We start from the raw sequence: 16,302 nt of genomic DNA on the forward strand, positions 1-16,302 counted from the left end.
GCGAAAATGTCGTCCGAGGCCTTGCTGGCGGCCTATGTCGCCACCTGTTACCGCGTCTATTTGCCGGGAGATTGCCTGGATTTACGGGTGGGTGAAGCCAATGCCCCGCTGGCGGCTTGGCTGGCCCGCGAAGGCATTACCTGTTTCGCTGTGTTGACGGCATTCAACCCGGGCAGCATCGTTTTGAGCGCTGAGGAAAACGCGCAGCGCCAGGCCGATTTGATCGGTGAATTGCTGTTGGGCAATTACGAAACTTATAACGCAGAAAACTTGGCCGATAACGCCGCTTGGCCGCTCGAGGAAAGCGTGTTCGTGCCGCATCTGGAACGCCTGGATGCGCTGGCGCTGGCGGCCGATTACGGCCAAAATGCCGTCTTGTGGGGGAGTGCAGAAGGCATTCCGATGCTGGCCTGGACGGCTGAACTGGATACATGATGCAAAAAATCGGTCGTTTTGAAATTCGTGGCGAACTCGGGCGCGGCGCGCAGAGCGTGGTTTATCGCGCCTGGGACCCGCAGCTGGAACGCGAAGTGGCGATCAAAACCCTGCATTTCGAGCGCCCCAATCCGGCGCAAAACCGGGTGTTGTTGAGCGAAGCGCGCTCGGTCAGCCGTTTGCGCCACGCCAATTTGGTGCCGATTTTTGAAGCAGGTGAAGAAGAGGGCGATCTCTACCTGGTGTTCGAATATGTGCCGGGCCGCAATTTGGCGGAGTTTTTGCGCATTCACGGGGCTTTGCAGCCGGTGCGCGCGGCGGCAATTTTGCGCGATATTTTGGCGGCGGTGGCGCAGGCGCACGCGGCCGGGGTGATTCATCGCGACTTGAAACCTTCGAACATTTTGCTGGCCGCCGATGATGTGCCGCGCGTCATGGATTTCGGCATCGCCACGCCGATCGATGCGCCGAGCGAGCGCATGGATCAGCTCTCAGGTACGCCGAATTACATGGCGCCGGAATACGTTCTGCGCCGGGAGTTGAGCGAGCGCTCCGATATTTTTGCCGCCGGCCTCATCTTTTACGAAATGCTCACCGGCCAGCGGGCTTTTGCCGGCAATGATGTGCAAAATTTGTTGCAGCAGGTGGCCAATAAGAGCGTGCGTCTGCCGGCCGATTGCCCGGCCGATGAGCGCCTGAGCGTGATTGCGCACAAAGCCCTGGCGACGGACCCTGCCTTGCGCTACCAGAGCGCCGAACAGTTTGCTGCAGCGCTCGATGAGTATCTCGAGCCGCCGCTGGAAACGCCGGTGGGAGAAGGCAATGCGCAGGCGACGGTGGAGTTTTTGCTGCGCCGCATGCGCCATAAAAGCGATTTTCCAGCCCTTTCGGAATCGGTTACGGCGATCAACCGCATTGCCAACAGCGAAACGGAAAGCGTCAATCGCCTGTCCAGTACGATTTTGCGCGACTTTGCCTTGACCAACAAAATTCTGCGCCTGGTCAATTCAGCGCATTTTCGCACCGCTGGCGGCGGTAGCATCAGCACCGTCTCGCGCGCGGTGATCGTGCTTGGTTTCGAAGCGGTAAGGAATATCGCGATTACCGTGCTGCTTTTTGAGCATCTGCAGAACAAGGCGCATGCCGGCCCTTTGAAAGAAGCGTTCTTGCGCAGCAATCTGGCGGCCGTGCTGGCGCGCGATCTGAGTACGCTGACGCGTCAGGGCAACTCGGAGCAAGCCTTCATTTGCGCCTTGTTTCATGGCTTGGGGCGCTTGCTCGCGCTCTATTACTTTCCCGAAGAGAGCGAGGAGATTCGCCGCCAGATGGCGCAAAAAGGCTGTAGCGAAGAAGCCGCGGCGCGCATGGCGCTGGGCATTGGTTTGCAAGATTTGGGGCTGGCGATTGCCAAACAGTGGGGTTTCCCCCCGCTGATCGTCGATTCCATGCGCGATTTGCCGCCCGGCCGGGTGCGTCGTCCGGCAAGCGATGAAGAGCGGCTGCGCGCCCTCTCCGGCCTGGCCGAGCAGCTTTGCGAAAGCCTGGCTGCTGCGTCTGCCGAGGCGCGTGTGCGCGAAATGAAGAAAATTCAGCAGCGTTTTACGGATGCTTTGCCACTCAACGATGAAGAATTGGCCTTGAGTGTGCGCCGCAGTATCGAGGAAGTCGGCGAATTTGCCCGCATCATTCAACTGAACGTCAAACAAAGCGCTTTTGGCCGGCAGATGCGCGAATTTGCCAGTCAAGGCAGCGCGCTCGAAGCCGATGCGGGGGTGGCTAGCACTTTCAGTGGCACCGTGCTGCAAGAGGCTGTCGGTGTTTTGGAAGACAGCCCGGAACTGCCCGAAAAACCGGATGCGCAAGCCGTATTGACGGCAGGGATTCAGGATATCAGCAACACCCTGGTCGATGATTTCAAGCTCAATGACATTTTGCGCATCATTCTCGAAACCATGTACCGGGCGATGGGTTTCAAACGGGTGCTGCTGTGCATCCGCGATGCGCGCAACAACACCATGCAGGGGCGTTTCGGTCTGGGGCCGGACAGCCCGGCCTTGGCGCGTAGTTTCCGTTTTCCGCTGGGCAGCGGGGCGGATGTGTTTTTCGTCGCTTGCGCGCGCGGGGCGGATATTCTCATCAGCGATATCGAAGATCCGAAAATTGCACCGCGCATTCCCGAGTGGTACCGCAAACTGACGCCGGCCCGCTCCTTCATCTTGTTTCCGCTGACCATCAAAGGCAAGCCGGTGGCGATGATTTATGCCGATGCCGATGCCGCCAACAGCATCGTTATTGCTGAAAAAGAATTGTCACTGCTGCGCACCCTGCGCAACCAAGCGGTGCTGGCGATCAAACAGGGCGGCTAAATGGAAGTTTTGGTCGATATTTTGTTGCGCGCCGGACGCTCGGCAGTCGAGCTTTCTTTGTTCGTGCTTTTGCCGGTGATGGTGGTGATGCTTTCCTTGATGCGTCTCTTGGAAGCTCGCGGCGTGCTCGACTGGCTGGTGGACAAAACCGCCCCCTTGCTCAAACCCTTTGGTCTGACTGGGCTGGGGGTATTTGCTGCGCTGCAGATCAATTTCGTCAGCTTCGCCGCACCGATGGCGACGCTGACCATGATGGCGCAGCGCGGGGCCTCCGATCGCCATATCGCCGCCACTTTGGCCATGGTATTTGCCATGTCGCAGGCCAATGCCGCCTTGCCGATGATGACCATGGGCTTGGATATCGGGCTTACCTTGTTGTGGTCTTTGCTCGGCGGTCTGGCCGCAGCGAGTGCGACCTACTATGTATTTGGCCGCAACTTGTCGGTGACCGAAGGCCAGCTCGACGAGCATCTCGATCATCCGCTTGCCGACAGCGCCAAAGGGATTCTGGACGTCATCAACCGCGCCGGGGCGGAAGCCTTTCGCCTCGCCACCGGGGCAATTCCCATGCTGGTGCTCTCTTTGGTGGCGGTGACTTTACTGCGTACCTTCGGTGCCATCGATGCGCTCACCGTGCTCTTGGCCCCGTTTCTGGATTGGGCCGGCATCGACCGCATGCTGGTCTTGCCTTCGCTGACCAAATATCTGGCTGGCGGCACGGCGATGATGGGTGTGGTCGATGACATGCGCCGCGCCGGGCAGATGAGCGCCGAACTGCTCAATAGTAGCGCCGGTTTTCTCATTTCCCCCTTTGACCTGCCCGGCGTCGCCGTGCTGATTTCCGCCGGGCCGCGTATCGCCCAGGTGTGGAAACCGGCGGCTTACGGCGCTTGTGTCGGCATCGCCCTGCGCACGCTGGGTCATGCCTTCCTGGGCTGATTTTTTGTTCTGAAAATGTTTTGAAAATGTTCTGAAAGGCATCTCGCATGGCCCGCATCAAGATCGAACTGCCGGAAAAATTCATTTTTTCCACCGATGTTCCCCTCTACATCCAGCACATCAACTACGGCCAGCATCTCGACAATGCCGCGCTGCTGATGCTGATCGCCGAAGCGCGGGTGCGTTTCTTCCAGCATTTTGGCTGGCGCGAACTGGACGTGGAAGGTGTCGGCATCGTCGTGGCCGACGTGGCCGCGCAATACCGCTCGGAAGCCTTCCACGGCGAAAGCTTGCACATCGAATTTGCCACCGCCGATTTCAACGACTACGGCTGCGATCTGGTCTGGCGCGCCACCGATCAAGCCAGCGGCCGTGAAGTGGCGCGCGGCAAGCATGGCATCGTCTTCTTCGACTACAAGGCGCGGAGCAAGGCCAAAGTACCCGCCGCCTTCCGCGCCAAAACCGGAGCATGATCCCCATCCGCTACGTCGAGCCGGTCTATCGTCCGCCCTCGGAGGCCGAATCGCTGATCCTGCCCGTCACCGACGGCTGCTCCTGGAATCAATGCACTTTTTGCGAGATGTACAGCGCGCCGCAGAAGAAATTCCGCGCCCGCAGCGAGGACGAGGTGCTGGCGAACATCCGCGATCTGGGCGCGCAGTACGGTCAGGCCATCCGCCGCATTTTCCTCGCCGACGGCGATGCCCTGGTCCTGCCGACCCGCCGCCTGCTGAACATCCTGACCGCCATCCGCGAGCATCTGCCGGGAGTGCGCCGTATTTCCAGCTATTGCCTGGCGCGCAACCTCGGCAAAAAAAGCGTCACCGAATTGCAGGAACTGGCTGCCGCCGGCCTGAGCCTCGCCTACCTCGGTGCGGAATCGGGCGATGATGCCGTGCTCGCTGCCGTCAACAAGGGCGAAACCTATGCCAGCACGCTGAACGCGCTGGAAAAACTCGGTGCCGCCGGCATCAGCCGCTCGGTCATGATCCTCAACGGTCTGGGTGGCGTGGCGCGCTCCCGGCAGCACGCCGAAAACTCCGCCCGCCTCATCAACGCCGCGCAACCGGAATACCTCGCCACCCTGGTGGTCAGTTTTCCCCTGGGTGAGGCGCGCTTTCGCGCCGCTTTCCCGGATTGGGAACCGCTCGACCAGCGCGGCCTGTTCACCGAAATGCGCCATTTCATCGGCGCGCTCGAATTGCAACGCACCGTTTTCCGCTCCGACCACGCCTCCAACTGGCTGATGCTCAAAGGCAGCCTGGGGGCCGATAAAGCGCGCCTGCTCGCCCAGATCGACGCCGCGCTGGCCGGGGCAGCGCCGCTACGCCCGGCCTGGGCGCGCGGTTTGTAAGTTCAGGCAGCGAACTGGGCGCGCGGCAGCAGCCAGCGCCCTGGATAACCGGGCAGTTCACTGAAGCCGAAATGCTGATAAAAGGTGGCAGCAGTCGGTGTTTTGGCGTCCACGATCAGGGCTTTTGTGTGGCGCTCGAATGCGCACAGCGTCAATTTTGTCGCCGCCTCATTGGGCCGCCAGCGCTCGCGCGATGAAATCGCGTTTGACGCGGGGACGCGGCACGCGCTCATCGAACCAGCGGCGTACGTCATCTTCCAGGCAGATGCCGTGCATATAGTTGTAGAGCGCTTTGTTGAGCGCCCGTCCAAGTGTGTCGTGATCGACGCCGCTGGGGTCGTTAAAAGCCACGTCATTCTTGGCGAAACCAGCGAAGGGCGCGGGTTGTAGAGTGATGCCGAATTGCGCTGGGTTTTTGCCGACCGGCGAATGCACCGTGCAGGAAAAGCGGTGAAAGAAACCCGATTGAATGCAGCCTTCGGCAAAAAGCTGGCGCACATATTCCAGCGCATCCACCGTATCCTGCACGGTTTGTGTGGGAAAACCGTACATCAGGTAGGCGTGCACCAGGATGCCGGCGTCGCTGAAGGCGCGGGTGACGCGGGCGACCTGATCGACCGAGACGCCTTTTTGCATCAGTCCGAGCAAGCGGTCGGAGGCGACTTCCAGGCCGCCAGAAACGGCAATGCAGCCGCTTGCGGCAAGTTCATGGCAAAGCTCCGGGGTGAAGGATTTTTCAAAACGTATATTGCCCCACCAGGAAATCACCCGGCCGCGTGTTTTCAGCTCTGCCGCCATGGCGCGCAAAGCTTTGGGCGGCGCGGCTTCGTCGACGAAATGAAAGCCGCTGTAGCCGGTTTCGTCGATTACCTGCTCCATGCGATCGACCAGTTGGGCGGCGCTGATGGCATCAAAACGTGAGATGTAATCGAGGCTGATGTCGCAAAAGCTGCATTTTTTCCAGTAACAGCCGTGGGCGACGGTGAGCTTGTTCCAGCGCCCATCCGACCACAGGCGGTGCATGGGGTTGAGCAGGTCAAGCAGTGATAAATAGCGATCCAGCGGCAGCCCCTCCCAGGTGGGCGTGCCGATTTCGCTAAAGGGAATATCGGCTTCGCCACTGTGGATGTAGCGCACGCTGCCCACGTCGCGCACATAGGTGCGCACCAGTTGTTCTCGCGGGCGGCTGCCGCTCAAGTGCTCGATCAGGGCAAGCAACGGCTTTTCGCCATCGTCCAGGGTGACGTAGTCGAAAAAGTCGAAAACGCGCGCTTCGGCGAGTTCGCGCAATTCGGTATTGACCCAGCCGCCGCCCAGCACGGTGACGATTTCCGGGTGTTGCGCCTTGATGCTTTGTGCCATGCGAAAGGCCGCATAAACCGAGCCGGGGAAGGGGACGGAAAAGAGGGCGATCTGCGGTGGATTTTCTTGCAGGGTGGCGAACAGGCGGCGTTCAAGAAAACGATCTACCAGACTGGGCGGCGCGGCCAATGCTGCGGCCAGTGGCGCAAAACTGCCTTGGCTTTGCGCCAAGGATTCGCCGTAGCGGATGAATTCGAAGCGCGCATCGCCCGCCTCGCGGATGATATCGGCCAGGTCGTTGATGAACAGCGTGGCGAAATGGCGCGCCCGGTCTTGCAGGCCGAGTGCGCCGAAGGCCCAGTTGAGCGGATCGCCGCTGTCATCGTCGAGATAATGTTCGAGTGCCGAGAAACGCGGTCCTTCGGGCAGAAAACTGCGCGACACGATGCGCTGGGCAAGCGAGGGGTCGCGTCCCTGCAAAAACGCCAGCGTCGGGCCAGTGGCGTAGCGGTAACGGGGAAATTCGTTGAGAAAAAATTTAAGGCTTGCCGAGCGCCGTTTGCGTGGCAAAGCCTCGGCTGCCTCGTGCAAAGCGTCCAGGCCCTCGGGCGCAAGCAGATCGAGCACGAGATGAATGGCCAGATCGGCCTGTCGGGCGGGAAAGCCGCGCGCGCGTAAAAAGCCGGTGAGATAGGCGGTGGCGGGGTAGGGAATGTTCAGCTGCGTCATCGGTGGGATGATGCTGAGAATGGCGGGGCGTTCAGGGAGCATGGGGCGTAGTTTACTGGACGATTCGCGGCATTCGTGTAGAGTGAGCGTATCCCTTGCTCGTGTGAAGGAGTTGATTATGGACATTGCATCGGTTGGCGCATCCGGCGCCTACGTTCCCGCCGTTACCCCGCAAACTGCCGCTGCAGGCGTTGCTGCACCGCCTACTGAGCGCAGCGAGCCGCGCCCCGTCGAAGCCGCCAGTGGCGAAGCGCCGCGTGTCGTGGTCAATGCTCAAGGTCAGCAAACAGGAAAAATCATCAATACGACGGCTTGAAATCTGCCGATAAGGCATCGGGTCGACACCATGGGCACTGCGGTGCCCTTTTTGCTGTGCGCCCGGCACGGGCGCACTCTCGTGGGTGAAAGTCTTACCGTAAGTTGATCACAGCGAACGAAGCGAAGCGCAACTGCATGAGGGTGACCGATTGTGGGGAGGGCGAGGCAGGGTTTCACAACGCATGCGTTGTGCTGCCGCAGCCGGAATCCTGTGCAAAGGATTCCGTGGACGGGGTGGAGCGAAACTGCGAGCCGATGGACAGGAACCGGATAGAAGGCGTTACCGAGCAGGGCGAGCGGGCGAAATTCCGCGAAGCTCTCGTGATCAAGGCGAAGTGGCGTAAATCCGGCGGTTGTGTAGAGAAGGAGTGTGTTCTTACCCGGGGAGATCTCGCCTCATGGCTGAAAGGCTGACGCCGGAAGGTGGAGCGACCAGCCCGCAGGGCGCAGGACAGCCGAAGGCTGGTCCCGACCAACGGGAGGGATGCGGCAAAGCCGCACAGAAGTCAGCAGAGGCCGTAGTAGCTGCCGGTAAGGAGCGAAGGGCCGAACGAGGAGAAGTGTTCGAGACCATGTCGATGTTGAACGCAAGGCGTCAGAAGTCCGCGCAAGCCATGCCGCGAACATCCTCCAACATTGTCTTGAATACACCTGTAATCGGGCCGAAGAACGGTGCCCCCGGCTCGAAAGTCATGCCGCGCCATATGAGGTGCAACTCGGTGAGCGGGCTATGCCGCTCACAACCTCGCCGTCTTAAAGCACATCACCCTCAACATCATTCGCCTCGACCCCATCAAACGCAAGAGCGGCATCAAGGTCAGAAGGCTTATCGCTGCCACCTCTGGCCTCTACCGCGCTCAACTGCTCGGCTTGCGTGACTTTCATGCGATTGCCCTGCCAGGAGGGGGGACGGAGTGATGGCCATTGTTTGCGTTCCGGGTATTGCGGTCTTAGCCGCGGCGCATGGCGTCGAAGAATTCGGCGTTGCCCTTGGTGGATTTGACCTTGTCGAGCAGGAATTCCATGGCTTCGAGGTCGTCCATCGGGTAGCAGAGTTTGCGCAGAACCCACATTTTTTGCAGGACATCCGGTTTCAGCAGCAATTCCTCGCGGCGGGTGCCGGAGCGGTTGACGTTGATGGCCGGGTACATGCGTTTTTCGGCCATGCGGCGGTCGAGGTGGATTTCTGAGTTACCGGTGCCCTTGAATTCTTCGTAGATGACTTCGTCCATGCGGCTGCCGGTGTCGATCAGGGCAGTGGCGAGGATGGTCAGCGAGCCGCCTTCTTCGATATTGCGGGCGGCACCGAAGAAACGTTTGGGTTTTTGTAATGCATTGGCATCGACGCCGCCGGTGAGTACCTTGCCGGAAGCGGGCTGCACGGTGTTGTAGGCGCGGGCAAGGCGGGTGATGGAATCGAGCAGGATGACCACATCGCGCTTGTGTTCGACCAGGCGCTTGGCCTTTTCGATGACCATTTCGGCGACGGCGACGTGGCGGCTGGCCGGTTCGTCGAAGGTGGAGGCGACGACTTCACCCTTGACGGTGCGCGTCATTTCGGTGACTTCTTCCGGACGTTCGTCGATCAAGAGGACGATCAGCGCGACTTCCGGGTGATTGGCGGCGAGTGCGTGCGCAATGTTTTGCAGCATCACCGTTTTGCCAGTTTTCGGCGGGGCGACGATGAGGCCGCGCTGACCAGCACCGATGGGTGAAATCATGTCGATGACGCGGCTGGTGATGTTTTCGTCAGACTTGACATCGCGTTCGAGCTTGAAGTGACGCATCGGATGCAGGGGCGTCAGGTTCTCGAACATGATCTTGGTTTTGTTGGCTTCCGGGGGGAAGCCATTGATCTCGCTGACGCGGGTCAGGGCGACGTAGCGTTCGCCATCTTTCGGGGTGCGGATTTCGCCCTCGATGGTGTCACCGGTGCGCAGGTTGTAGCGGCGGATCTGCGAGGGGGTGACGAAAATGTCGTCCGGGTTGGCGAGGTAAGAGGTGTCGGCGGAGCGCAGAAAGCCGTAGCCGTCGGAGAGGACTTCCAGGGTGCCGTCGCCGTAAATGGTTTCGCCGTTACGGGCAATCGCCTTGAGCACGGCAAAAATGAGTTCCTGCTTGCGCATCCGGTTGGCGTTTTCGATGGCGAGTTCGGTAGCCATGTCGAGCAAGCGGCTGACGTGTAGGGTCTTGAGTTCGGAGAGTTGCATGGGGAATGTAAGAGGGGCGCCGGGCAGCAGGAAAGACAGCAAAAAGGCGGCAGGGGCCAGCGGGCTGTGGCGTCAAGCGTGTGCTTCGGGGAGTGTTGGTAAGGACGCGTTGGGGCAGGGAGATTTGCTGTTTCTGGGCCTGCCGGCGTCAGCCTGAAAGTGCGCGCGGCACTTTCAGGCGGCAAGACTAAGGGGATTACAGCGCGCTGTCAATGAAAGCGGCGAGTTGCGATTTGGAGAGTGCACCGACTTTGGTGGCTTCGATGTTGCCGTTCTTGAACAGCATCAGCGTGGGGATGCCACGGATGCCGTATTTGGCCGGGGTGCCTTGGTTGTCGTCGATGTTGACCTTGGCGACTTTGAGTTTTCCGGCGTATTCAGCGGCGATTTCGTCCAGGATGGGGGAAATCATCTTGCACGGACCGCACCATTCGGCCCAGTAATCGACGAGCACCGGCAGCTCGGCCTGGAGGACTTCCGCCTCGAAGGTGGCGTCGGTGACGTAATGGATGTGTGCGCTCATGATGGCCTTTCAGGAAGAAGGAGGAGCAAAAGAAGAAGCTTGTAAGAGCAAGTAGATGCTCGTGAATGCTGGCGGAATTGTTCCGGCAGAAAGCGTGGCAGCATGCTAGCGAAAAAAAACCGGCAAGGGAAGCGCGAAACGGTGCTGGGTGATTTATAAGGGGGCGGATTTCAGCAAATTCGCCAATTCCACCGCGGTTTTGACCTGCATTTTTTCAAACAAATTGGCCCGGTGTACTTCGACCGTGCGCGTGCTGATATTGAGTTCGTCGGCAATTACCTTGTTGTATTTGCCGGCGAGAATGCCCTCCATGATCTGATGCTCGCGTGGAGTGAGTTGCAAGACGCGGTGCTTGATCGAGTCGGCGCTGGCGTGGGCGGCGTGCTGTTGGGCATCATGCGCAAGGGCTTCGCTGACGCGGGTGGCCAGCGCGTTGTCGTTGAAGGGTTTTTCAAAAAAATCGAAAGCCCCTCGTTTGAGTGCAGCAACCGCCAGCGGCACATCGCCGTGGCCGGTGAGGAAAATCACCGGCAGGCTGGCGCTGCGGGCGAGCAAGGCGTCGAAACAATCCAGGCCACTCATTCCTTCCATGCGCATGTCGAGAACCACGCAACCACGGGTGGCGGGCGTCCAGGCGGCGAGAAAATCCTCGGCGCTGGCATAGGCGGCAGTGGGCAGGCCACGGGATTTGAAGAGCCAGGCCAGGGCATCGCGGATGGCCTCATCGTCGTCGACCAGGTGGGCTTGCGGGGTGTTCATTCGGCGTTAGAGTCCAGGGGAAGGGTGAAGGTGAAACGGGTGCCGCTGCCGCTCGGAGAATCGGGTAAATCTTCTGCCCACAGGCGGCCACGGTGAAATTCGATGATCGAGCGGCAAATGGATAAACCGATGCCCATGCCTTCCGATTTGGTGGTGAAAAACGCGGTGTAAAGTTTGTCGGCGATTTCCGGTGCGATGCCGCAGCCGTAGTCGGTGACGTGCAGGCGAATGTCTTGCGTGCCAAGTGCCACATCCAGGTGCAGCTGACGATGGGCGGGGGCGGTATCGGCCATGGCGTCGAGGGCATTGCGCAAAAGATTGAGCAAAACCTGTTCGATGAGCAGGCGATCAAGCGAAATGTCCGGCAGTGCTGGCAAGGTGGTTTCGATGCGGATATGACGTTTGCGCGCTTCCGGTTCGATGAAGGCGAGGCAGTCGTCGATGATGTCGCTCAGCGCACAGGGGGCGCGTTTGGGTTCGCTGCGGCGTACGAAATCATGTACGCGGCGAATGATGCGGCCGGCGCGCTGGGCTTGCGTCGCCATTTTTTCGAGGGCTGGGCGTAATTCGGCGCAGGAAAAATTTTCTGTTGCAAGCAGATTCAGGCAGCCGGTGTTGTAACTGGCAATTGCGGCGAGCGGCTGGTTTAATTCGTGGGCGAGGGTGGAGGCCATTTCGCCCAGGGTGACCAGGCGGGCGGTGAATTGCAGCTGCTCCTGCTGCTGGCGGGCCAGTTCTTCGGCGCGCTTGCGCTCGGTAATATCGAGCACGGAGGCCATCCAGCCGGTGTGTCGGCCGTTGCCGTCAATCAATTTGGCCTCATAGACGAGCGCTTCGAACCGTTCGCCGTCTTTACGCATGAAGGTGAGTTCGAAACCTTCTTCCGGGGCCAAGCCAGCAAGCACGGTCTGGTGCATGGCGCGTGCTTCATCCAGATGTTCCGGAGCCCAGTAGGGCATGGGCGGGCTGTGATCGACCAGTTCTTCGGCAGAAAAACCGGTCATTTTGCAGAAGGCAGGATTGACGTAAATGATGCGTCCATTGAGATCGCGAGCGCGCATGCCGACGGTGAGCGAGTTTTCCATGGCGGTGCGAAATGCGTGTTCTGCCCGCAAGGCGGCTTCGGCACGGGTGCTTTTTTGCATCAGGCCGCGCACCAGCCATAGGCTGGCAAACACCCCCAGGGCCAGAAACAAAATGGCCAGGGTGAGCATGTTTTGCAGTGGATTCTGGGTGCTGGGGTAGCTGCTGATTTTCAGGCGCAAACCCTGCCCGGGCGGGTCGAAAGCCAGTAGATAGGAATCGCTGCTGGTTCCGGCAACCTGGGTTTTGCTGGCGAAAATCTGCTCGTTGTCATCGACGATTTCAACCTTGTATTTTTCGGTGAACCACCAGGGAATCTGTTTGCTCAATAAAAGGTTCAGACGATAGGTGGCTTGCAACATGCCGCTGAGTTCGCCACTGTGATAGATCGGTAAAAGGAGGTGAATCTGGCCATCTTGCGCCGTATTCAAGTAGGGCGCGCTATAGACCGCCTTGCCCAGGCGGCGCGCGGTATCGAAGGCGGTACTCAGAATTTGCGCTTGCGGAGAATCCGCCGGGCGCTGTAGATGGATGGGGAGCGTGAGGATGTTTTTTTCCTGAGCATCGAGCCAACCCAGGCGCAAGATGTCCGGGTTGTTTTTCAGGAAATGGCTGGCGCGCAGCTGAAACAGGGTGCTTTGTTCCTGATGTTGCGTTTCTTCCGCTAATTCGCCGGCGAGTTGTTGCAGTTGCTCGCGATGATTTTCCAGATGAAAACGCAGGCTTTGTTCCAGCCATAAAACGTCTTTGATCAAGACGTTATGTTGCTCTTCGCGCTCGCTTTTTTGCAGTAACCAGAGTAGCGCAATCAAGGCGGCGATGAGCAGCGCCAGCCCCAATTTGGGCAGCAACAGGTACCAGGAGAGGCGCTGCCTGTTGATGGGTGCGCGGGCAGGGTGTGGAAGGGGCGACATGTGGCGATGTTAACCCGGCGCCGGGATGTGGAAAACCACAATACCGAAGATTTACGCCCTCCGTAATACTTTGCTTCGCTAGCAAGGGTTTTTGCGGCATTCCATTCTAAAGAGGAGAAATCGATGAAAGTTTCCAAACTTCTGGTCGGCCTGTTTGCTTGCGCCGCCTCGCTGGGCGCTTATGCGCAGCAGCCGATTGTGATCAAGTTCAGCCACGTCGTGGCCGGCGATACCCCCAAAGGTAAGGCGGCGGAATTTTTTGCCAAGAAAGCCAGTGAGCTGACGCAAGGCAAGGTCAAGGTCGAGGTCTATGCCAACTCCACCTTGTATAAAGACAAGGAAGAAATGGAAGCGTTGCAGCTGGGGGCAGTACAGATGCTGGCCCCGTCGCTGGCCAAATTCGGCCCGCTCGGCGTGCGCGAATTCGAGGTTTTCGATCTGCCCTACATTTTCGATAACTACGATGCCCTGCACAAAGTGACGAATGGCCCGGCCGGTAAGCAACTCCTGGCCAAGCTCGAACCCAAGGGGATCAGCGGCTTGGTTTTCTGGGATAACGGTTTCAAGTCTTTCTCGGCCAACACGCCGATCAAGACGCCGGAAGATTTGAAAGGCAAAAAAATGCGTATTCAGTCTTCCAAAGTGTTGGAAGAAGAAATCCGCGCGCTTAAGGCATTGCCGCAGGTGATGGCGTTCTCCGAGGTGTACCAGGCGCTGCAAACAGGCGTGGTCGATGGCACGGAAAACCCGATTTCCAATCTTTACACCCAGAAAATGCACGAAGTGCAAAAACACCTGACGCTCACCGACCACGGCTATCTCGGTTATGCCGTGATCGTCAACAAGAAATTCTGGGACGGTTTGCCGGGCGATATTCGCAAGCAACTGGATGAAGCCATGGTCCAGTCCACGCGCTACGCCAACCAGATCGCCAAGGTGGAAAACGACAATGCGCTGGAAGCGGTGAAGAAGAGCGGTAAAACCGAGGTCTACACGCCGACCGCCGCCGAGCGCGCAGCCTTCAAGAAGGTGCTGGTGCCGGTACATAAGAAGATGGAAAGCCGCGTCGGCAAGCAGACCATCGATGCCGTGTATCAAGCGACGGGTTTTAATCCGAACGCACTGTAAAAAGTTTCAAACAAAGTCCTTCCGCCGGCCACAACCGGCGGAAGTTGGGTTAACGAGGGGAAAACATGAAATTTCTCGATCATCTGGAGGAGTGGCTGATTGCCTTCCTCATGGGCACGGCGACGCTGATCATTTTTTTATCGGTAGCACATCGCTTCAGTAGCGGCTGGGACATTCCCGGCGTGCAGGATTGGCTCCTGGAAATCAACATGGGTTGGGCGCAGGAGCTGACCATCATCATGTTTGTGTGGATGGCCAAATTTGGCGCGGCCTATGGCGTACGCACCGGCATTCACGTCGGGGTTGATGTGCTGATCAACCGTCTGACGGCAAAAAACCGTAAAAAATTCATCATTTTTGGCCTTTCGGCAGGGGCGTTTTTCACCTTCGTCGTGGGCAGCCTGGGGCTGACCTTTGTGCTCGAAAATGGCGCGCATTACCAGATCTTCTCCTGGCTCGGCCTGGATACCGGTGAGATGTACGAAGGCCCGGTCACGCCGGACCTCGAATGGCCGACCTGGATCGTTTATTCCGCCGTGCCGCTGGGCTCTTACCTGATGTGTTTCCGTTTCTTGCAGGTCATCTACTCTTTCGTGCGTACGGGCGAATTGCCGCACCACGATCATGGTCACGTCGATGGTATCGAGGAAGAGGTGCTGCCGGTGGATGCCAATCCTTATGACATGGGTGACGATCTGCACCCGCAGGATATGAAGCACAAGCAGTATGGCGAGGCGGAAAATCAAACCGATGCCCCCGCCGGCAAGGAGGACAAATAATGAGCGCGCTGATTATTTTTGTCATCCTGGCGACCTTGATGCTGACCGGGATGCCCATTTCCATTTCGCTGGGTCTCACTGTGCTGACCTTCCTGTTCACCATGACGCAGGTGCCGATCGAATCCGTGGCTTTGAAGTTGTTCACGGGGATCGAAAAGTTCGAAATCATGGCGATTCCCTTCTTCATCCTGGCCGGCAACTTCCTCACCCACGGTGGGGTGGCGCGGCGCATGATCAATTTTGCCACTTCCATGGTCGGTCACTGGCACGGCGGTCTGGGCTTGGGCGGTGTGGTCGCCTGCGCGTTGTTCGCTGCCGTATCGGGCTCCAGCCCGGCGACCGTGGTGGCGATTGGCGCGATTATTTTGCCGGCGATGGTGAAGCAGGGTTTCCCGAATAAATTCGGGGCGGGCGTCATCACCACGTCGGGGGCGCTGGGTATTTTGATTCCGCCCTCCATCGTCATGGTGATGTATTCGGTGTCGACCAATACTTCGGTCGGTGCGCTGTTCATGGCAGGGGTGATTCCCGGCTTGCTGCTGGCCTGTTTCCTCGGTTTCGTGACCTGGAACCGGGCGCGTAAATTCGGTTATCCGCGCATGAAAAAGGCCAGCTGGAAAGAGCGTTTGCAAGCGCTGCGCGCCTCTGCCTGGGGGCTTTTCCTGATTGTGGTGGTGATGGGCGGGATTTATAGCGGCATCTTCACGCCGACTGAAGCGGCTGCCATGAGCGCGGTGTACGCCTTCATCGTGGCGGTGTTCATCTATAAAGATCTGCGTCTTTCTGATGTGCCGAAGGTGCTGCTCAATTCGGCCAATATGAGCGCCATGCTGCTCTACATCATCACCAATGCGGTGCTTTTCTCCTTCCTCATGACGCACGAGAATATCCCGCAAGCCATGGCCAATTTCATGATGGGCACCGGTATTGGCGTGATCGGATTCTTGATCATGGCCAACATTTTGATGCTGATCATGGGTAACTTCATGGAGCCGTCTTCCATCGTGTTGATTCTGGCCCCCATCCTGTTCCCGATTGCCATGACACTGGGCATCGATCCGGTGCATTTTGGCATTGTCATGGTGGTGAATATGGAAGTGGGCATGTGTCACCCGCCGGTCGGCCTGAACCTGTACGTCGCCTCCGGCATCACCAAGATGGGCATCACCGAACTGACCATCGCGGTCTGGCCCTGGCTGCTCTCCATGCTGGTATTCCTTGTGCTGGTGACCTATGTGCCGGAAATCTCCCTCTGGCTGCCGCGCACCCTAGGCATGTTGTAGGACTAAACCGACAGAGGCGGACGCAAGGCCGCTAAGGCGTACAAACCCCGGATACATCGCGCTGTATCCGGGGTTTTTTGTTGCTCTCGTCCATGCTGTGCTGCACCTAGAGTCATTCTGTCTTGCGCGGTACCAATGATTCGCGCACCAACGGGCGGTTGTGGACCTTGTTTTGCCCGT

The 16,302-nt window shown here is 58.8% G+C and carries 16 protein-coding genes and 1 pseudogene; 11 read left to right on the forward strand and 6 right to left on the reverse strand.

What is annotated here, in order from left to right; translation table 11 throughout:
• The first annotated feature begins 6 nt into the window (after positions 1-6).
• From ACM62Q_RS05315 to ACM62Q_RS05335, 5 genes are read left to right on the forward strand one after another with little or no spacing between them, the layout of a single operon-like run.
• Positions 7-435, forward strand: coding sequence for a DUF3293 domain-containing protein (locus ACM62Q_RS05315; protein WP_415034316.1), 429 nt, complete (start codon positions 7-9; stop codon positions 433-435).
• Positions 432-2,801 carry a protein kinase domain-containing protein gene (locus ACM62Q_RS05320; RefSeq protein WP_415034317.1) on the forward strand — a complete coding sequence of 790 codons (2,370 nt, stop codon included), beginning with the start codon at positions 432-434 and terminating at the stop codon, positions 2,799-2,801. Before ACM62Q_RS05315 ends, ACM62Q_RS05320 begins: the two co-directional genes overlap by 4 nt.
• Complete coding sequence (locus tag ACM62Q_RS05325) at positions 2,802-3,740, forward strand: nucleoside recognition domain-containing protein (RefSeq protein ID WP_415034319.1); 939 nt, start codon at positions 2,802-2,804, stop codon at positions 3,738-3,740.
• A gap of 47 nt (positions 3,741-3,787) precedes the next feature.
• Positions 3,788-4,213, forward strand: a complete 426-nt coding sequence (locus tag ACM62Q_RS05330) for an acyl-CoA thioesterase (protein ID WP_415034321.1) — start codon at positions 3,788-3,790, stop codon at positions 4,211-4,213.
• Positions 4,210-5,094, forward strand: coding sequence for a radical SAM protein (locus tag ACM62Q_RS05335; RefSeq protein ID WP_415034323.1), 885 nt, complete (start codon positions 4,210-4,212; stop codon positions 5,092-5,094). Before ACM62Q_RS05330 ends, ACM62Q_RS05335 begins: the two co-directional genes overlap by 4 nt.
• A 2-nt stretch (positions 5,095-5,096) precedes the next feature.
• Here the strand turns inward: ACM62Q_RS05335 and ACM62Q_RS05340 are convergent, their stop codons facing one another.
• Both ACM62Q_RS05340 and ACM62Q_RS05345 read right to left on the reverse strand, forming a co-directional pair.
• Positions 5,097-5,249, reverse strand: coding sequence for a hypothetical protein (locus ACM62Q_RS05340; protein ID WP_415034325.1), 153 nt, complete (start codon positions 5,247-5,249; stop codon positions 5,097-5,099).
• Positions 5,250-5,262: 13 nt separating this feature from the next.
• On the reverse strand, positions 5,263-7,167 hold the full coding sequence (locus ACM62Q_RS05345) for a B12-binding domain-containing radical SAM protein (RefSeq protein WP_415034327.1): 1,905 nt from the start codon (positions 7,165-7,167) through the stop codon (positions 5,263-5,265).
• 76 nt (positions 7,168-7,243) lie between these two features.
• Between ACM62Q_RS05345 and ACM62Q_RS05350 the strand changes: the two genes are divergently transcribed.
• From ACM62Q_RS05350 to ACM62Q_RS05360, 3 genes and pseudogenes are all read left to right on the forward strand, one after another.
• Positions 7,244-7,441, forward strand: coding sequence for a hypothetical protein (locus tag ACM62Q_RS05350; protein WP_415034329.1), 198 nt, complete (start codon positions 7,244-7,246; stop codon positions 7,439-7,441).
• 137 nt (positions 7,442-7,578) lie between these two features.
• Complete coding sequence (locus ACM62Q_RS05355; protein WP_415034331.1) at positions 7,579-7,857, forward strand: hypothetical protein; 279 nt, start codon at positions 7,579-7,581, stop codon at positions 7,855-7,857.
• A gap of 312 nt (positions 7,858-8,169) precedes the next feature.
• A pseudogene (locus ACM62Q_RS05360) lies at positions 8,170-8,361 on the forward strand (hypothetical protein); the annotation flags it as partial.
• 32 nt (positions 8,362-8,393) lie between these two features.
• Here the strand turns inward: ACM62Q_RS05360 and rho are convergent.
• The 4 genes from rho to ACM62Q_RS05380 form a co-directional block, all read right to left on the reverse strand.
• Positions 8,394-9,653, reverse strand: coding sequence for a transcription termination factor Rho (gene rho, locus ACM62Q_RS05365; RefSeq protein WP_415034333.1), 1,260 nt, complete (start codon positions 9,651-9,653; stop codon positions 8,394-8,396).
• A 196-nt stretch (positions 9,654-9,849) separates the two neighbouring features.
• Positions 9,850-10,176 (reverse strand): thioredoxin TrxA, encoded by a 327-nt coding sequence (trxA, locus tag ACM62Q_RS05370; RefSeq protein WP_415034335.1) that lies wholly within the window; start codon positions 10,174-10,176, stop codon positions 9,850-9,852.
• Positions 10,177-10,329: 153 nt separating this feature from the next.
• Entirely contained in the window at positions 10,330-10,935 is a 606-nt protein-coding gene (locus ACM62Q_RS05375; RefSeq protein WP_415034337.1) for a response regulator transcription factor, read from the reverse strand.
• Entirely contained in the window at positions 10,932-12,932 is a 2,001-nt protein-coding gene (locus ACM62Q_RS05380) for a sensor histidine kinase (protein WP_415034339.1), read from the reverse strand. Before ACM62Q_RS05380 ends, ACM62Q_RS05375 begins: the two co-directional genes overlap by 4 nt.
• A 123-nt stretch (positions 12,933-13,055) precedes the next feature.
• On the opposite strand from ACM62Q_RS05380, the gene ACM62Q_RS05385 reads away from it, so the two are divergent.
• From ACM62Q_RS05385 to ACM62Q_RS05395, 3 genes are all read left to right on the forward strand, one after another.
• Positions 13,056-14,060, forward strand: coding sequence for a TRAP transporter substrate-binding protein (locus ACM62Q_RS05385; RefSeq protein WP_415034341.1), 1,005 nt, complete (start codon positions 13,056-13,058; stop codon positions 14,058-14,060).
• Positions 14,061-14,125: 65 nt separating this feature from the next.
• Positions 14,126-14,839, forward strand: a complete 714-nt coding sequence (locus ACM62Q_RS05390) for a TRAP transporter small permease (RefSeq protein ID WP_415034343.1) — start codon at positions 14,126-14,128, stop codon at positions 14,837-14,839.
• Positions 14,839-16,122 (forward strand): TRAP transporter large permease, encoded by a 1,284-nt coding sequence (locus ACM62Q_RS05395; protein WP_415034345.1) that lies wholly within the window; start codon positions 14,839-14,841, stop codon positions 16,120-16,122. The genes ACM62Q_RS05390 and ACM62Q_RS05395 overlap by 1 nt, the downstream gene beginning before the upstream one ends.
• Positions 16,123-16,302: the final 180 nt, after the last annotated feature.

The organism is Azonexus sp. (assembly GCF_047638095.1).
In the GTDB taxonomy this organism is placed as follows: domain Bacteria; phylum Pseudomonadota; class Gammaproteobacteria; order Burkholderiales; family Rhodocyclaceae; genus Azonexus.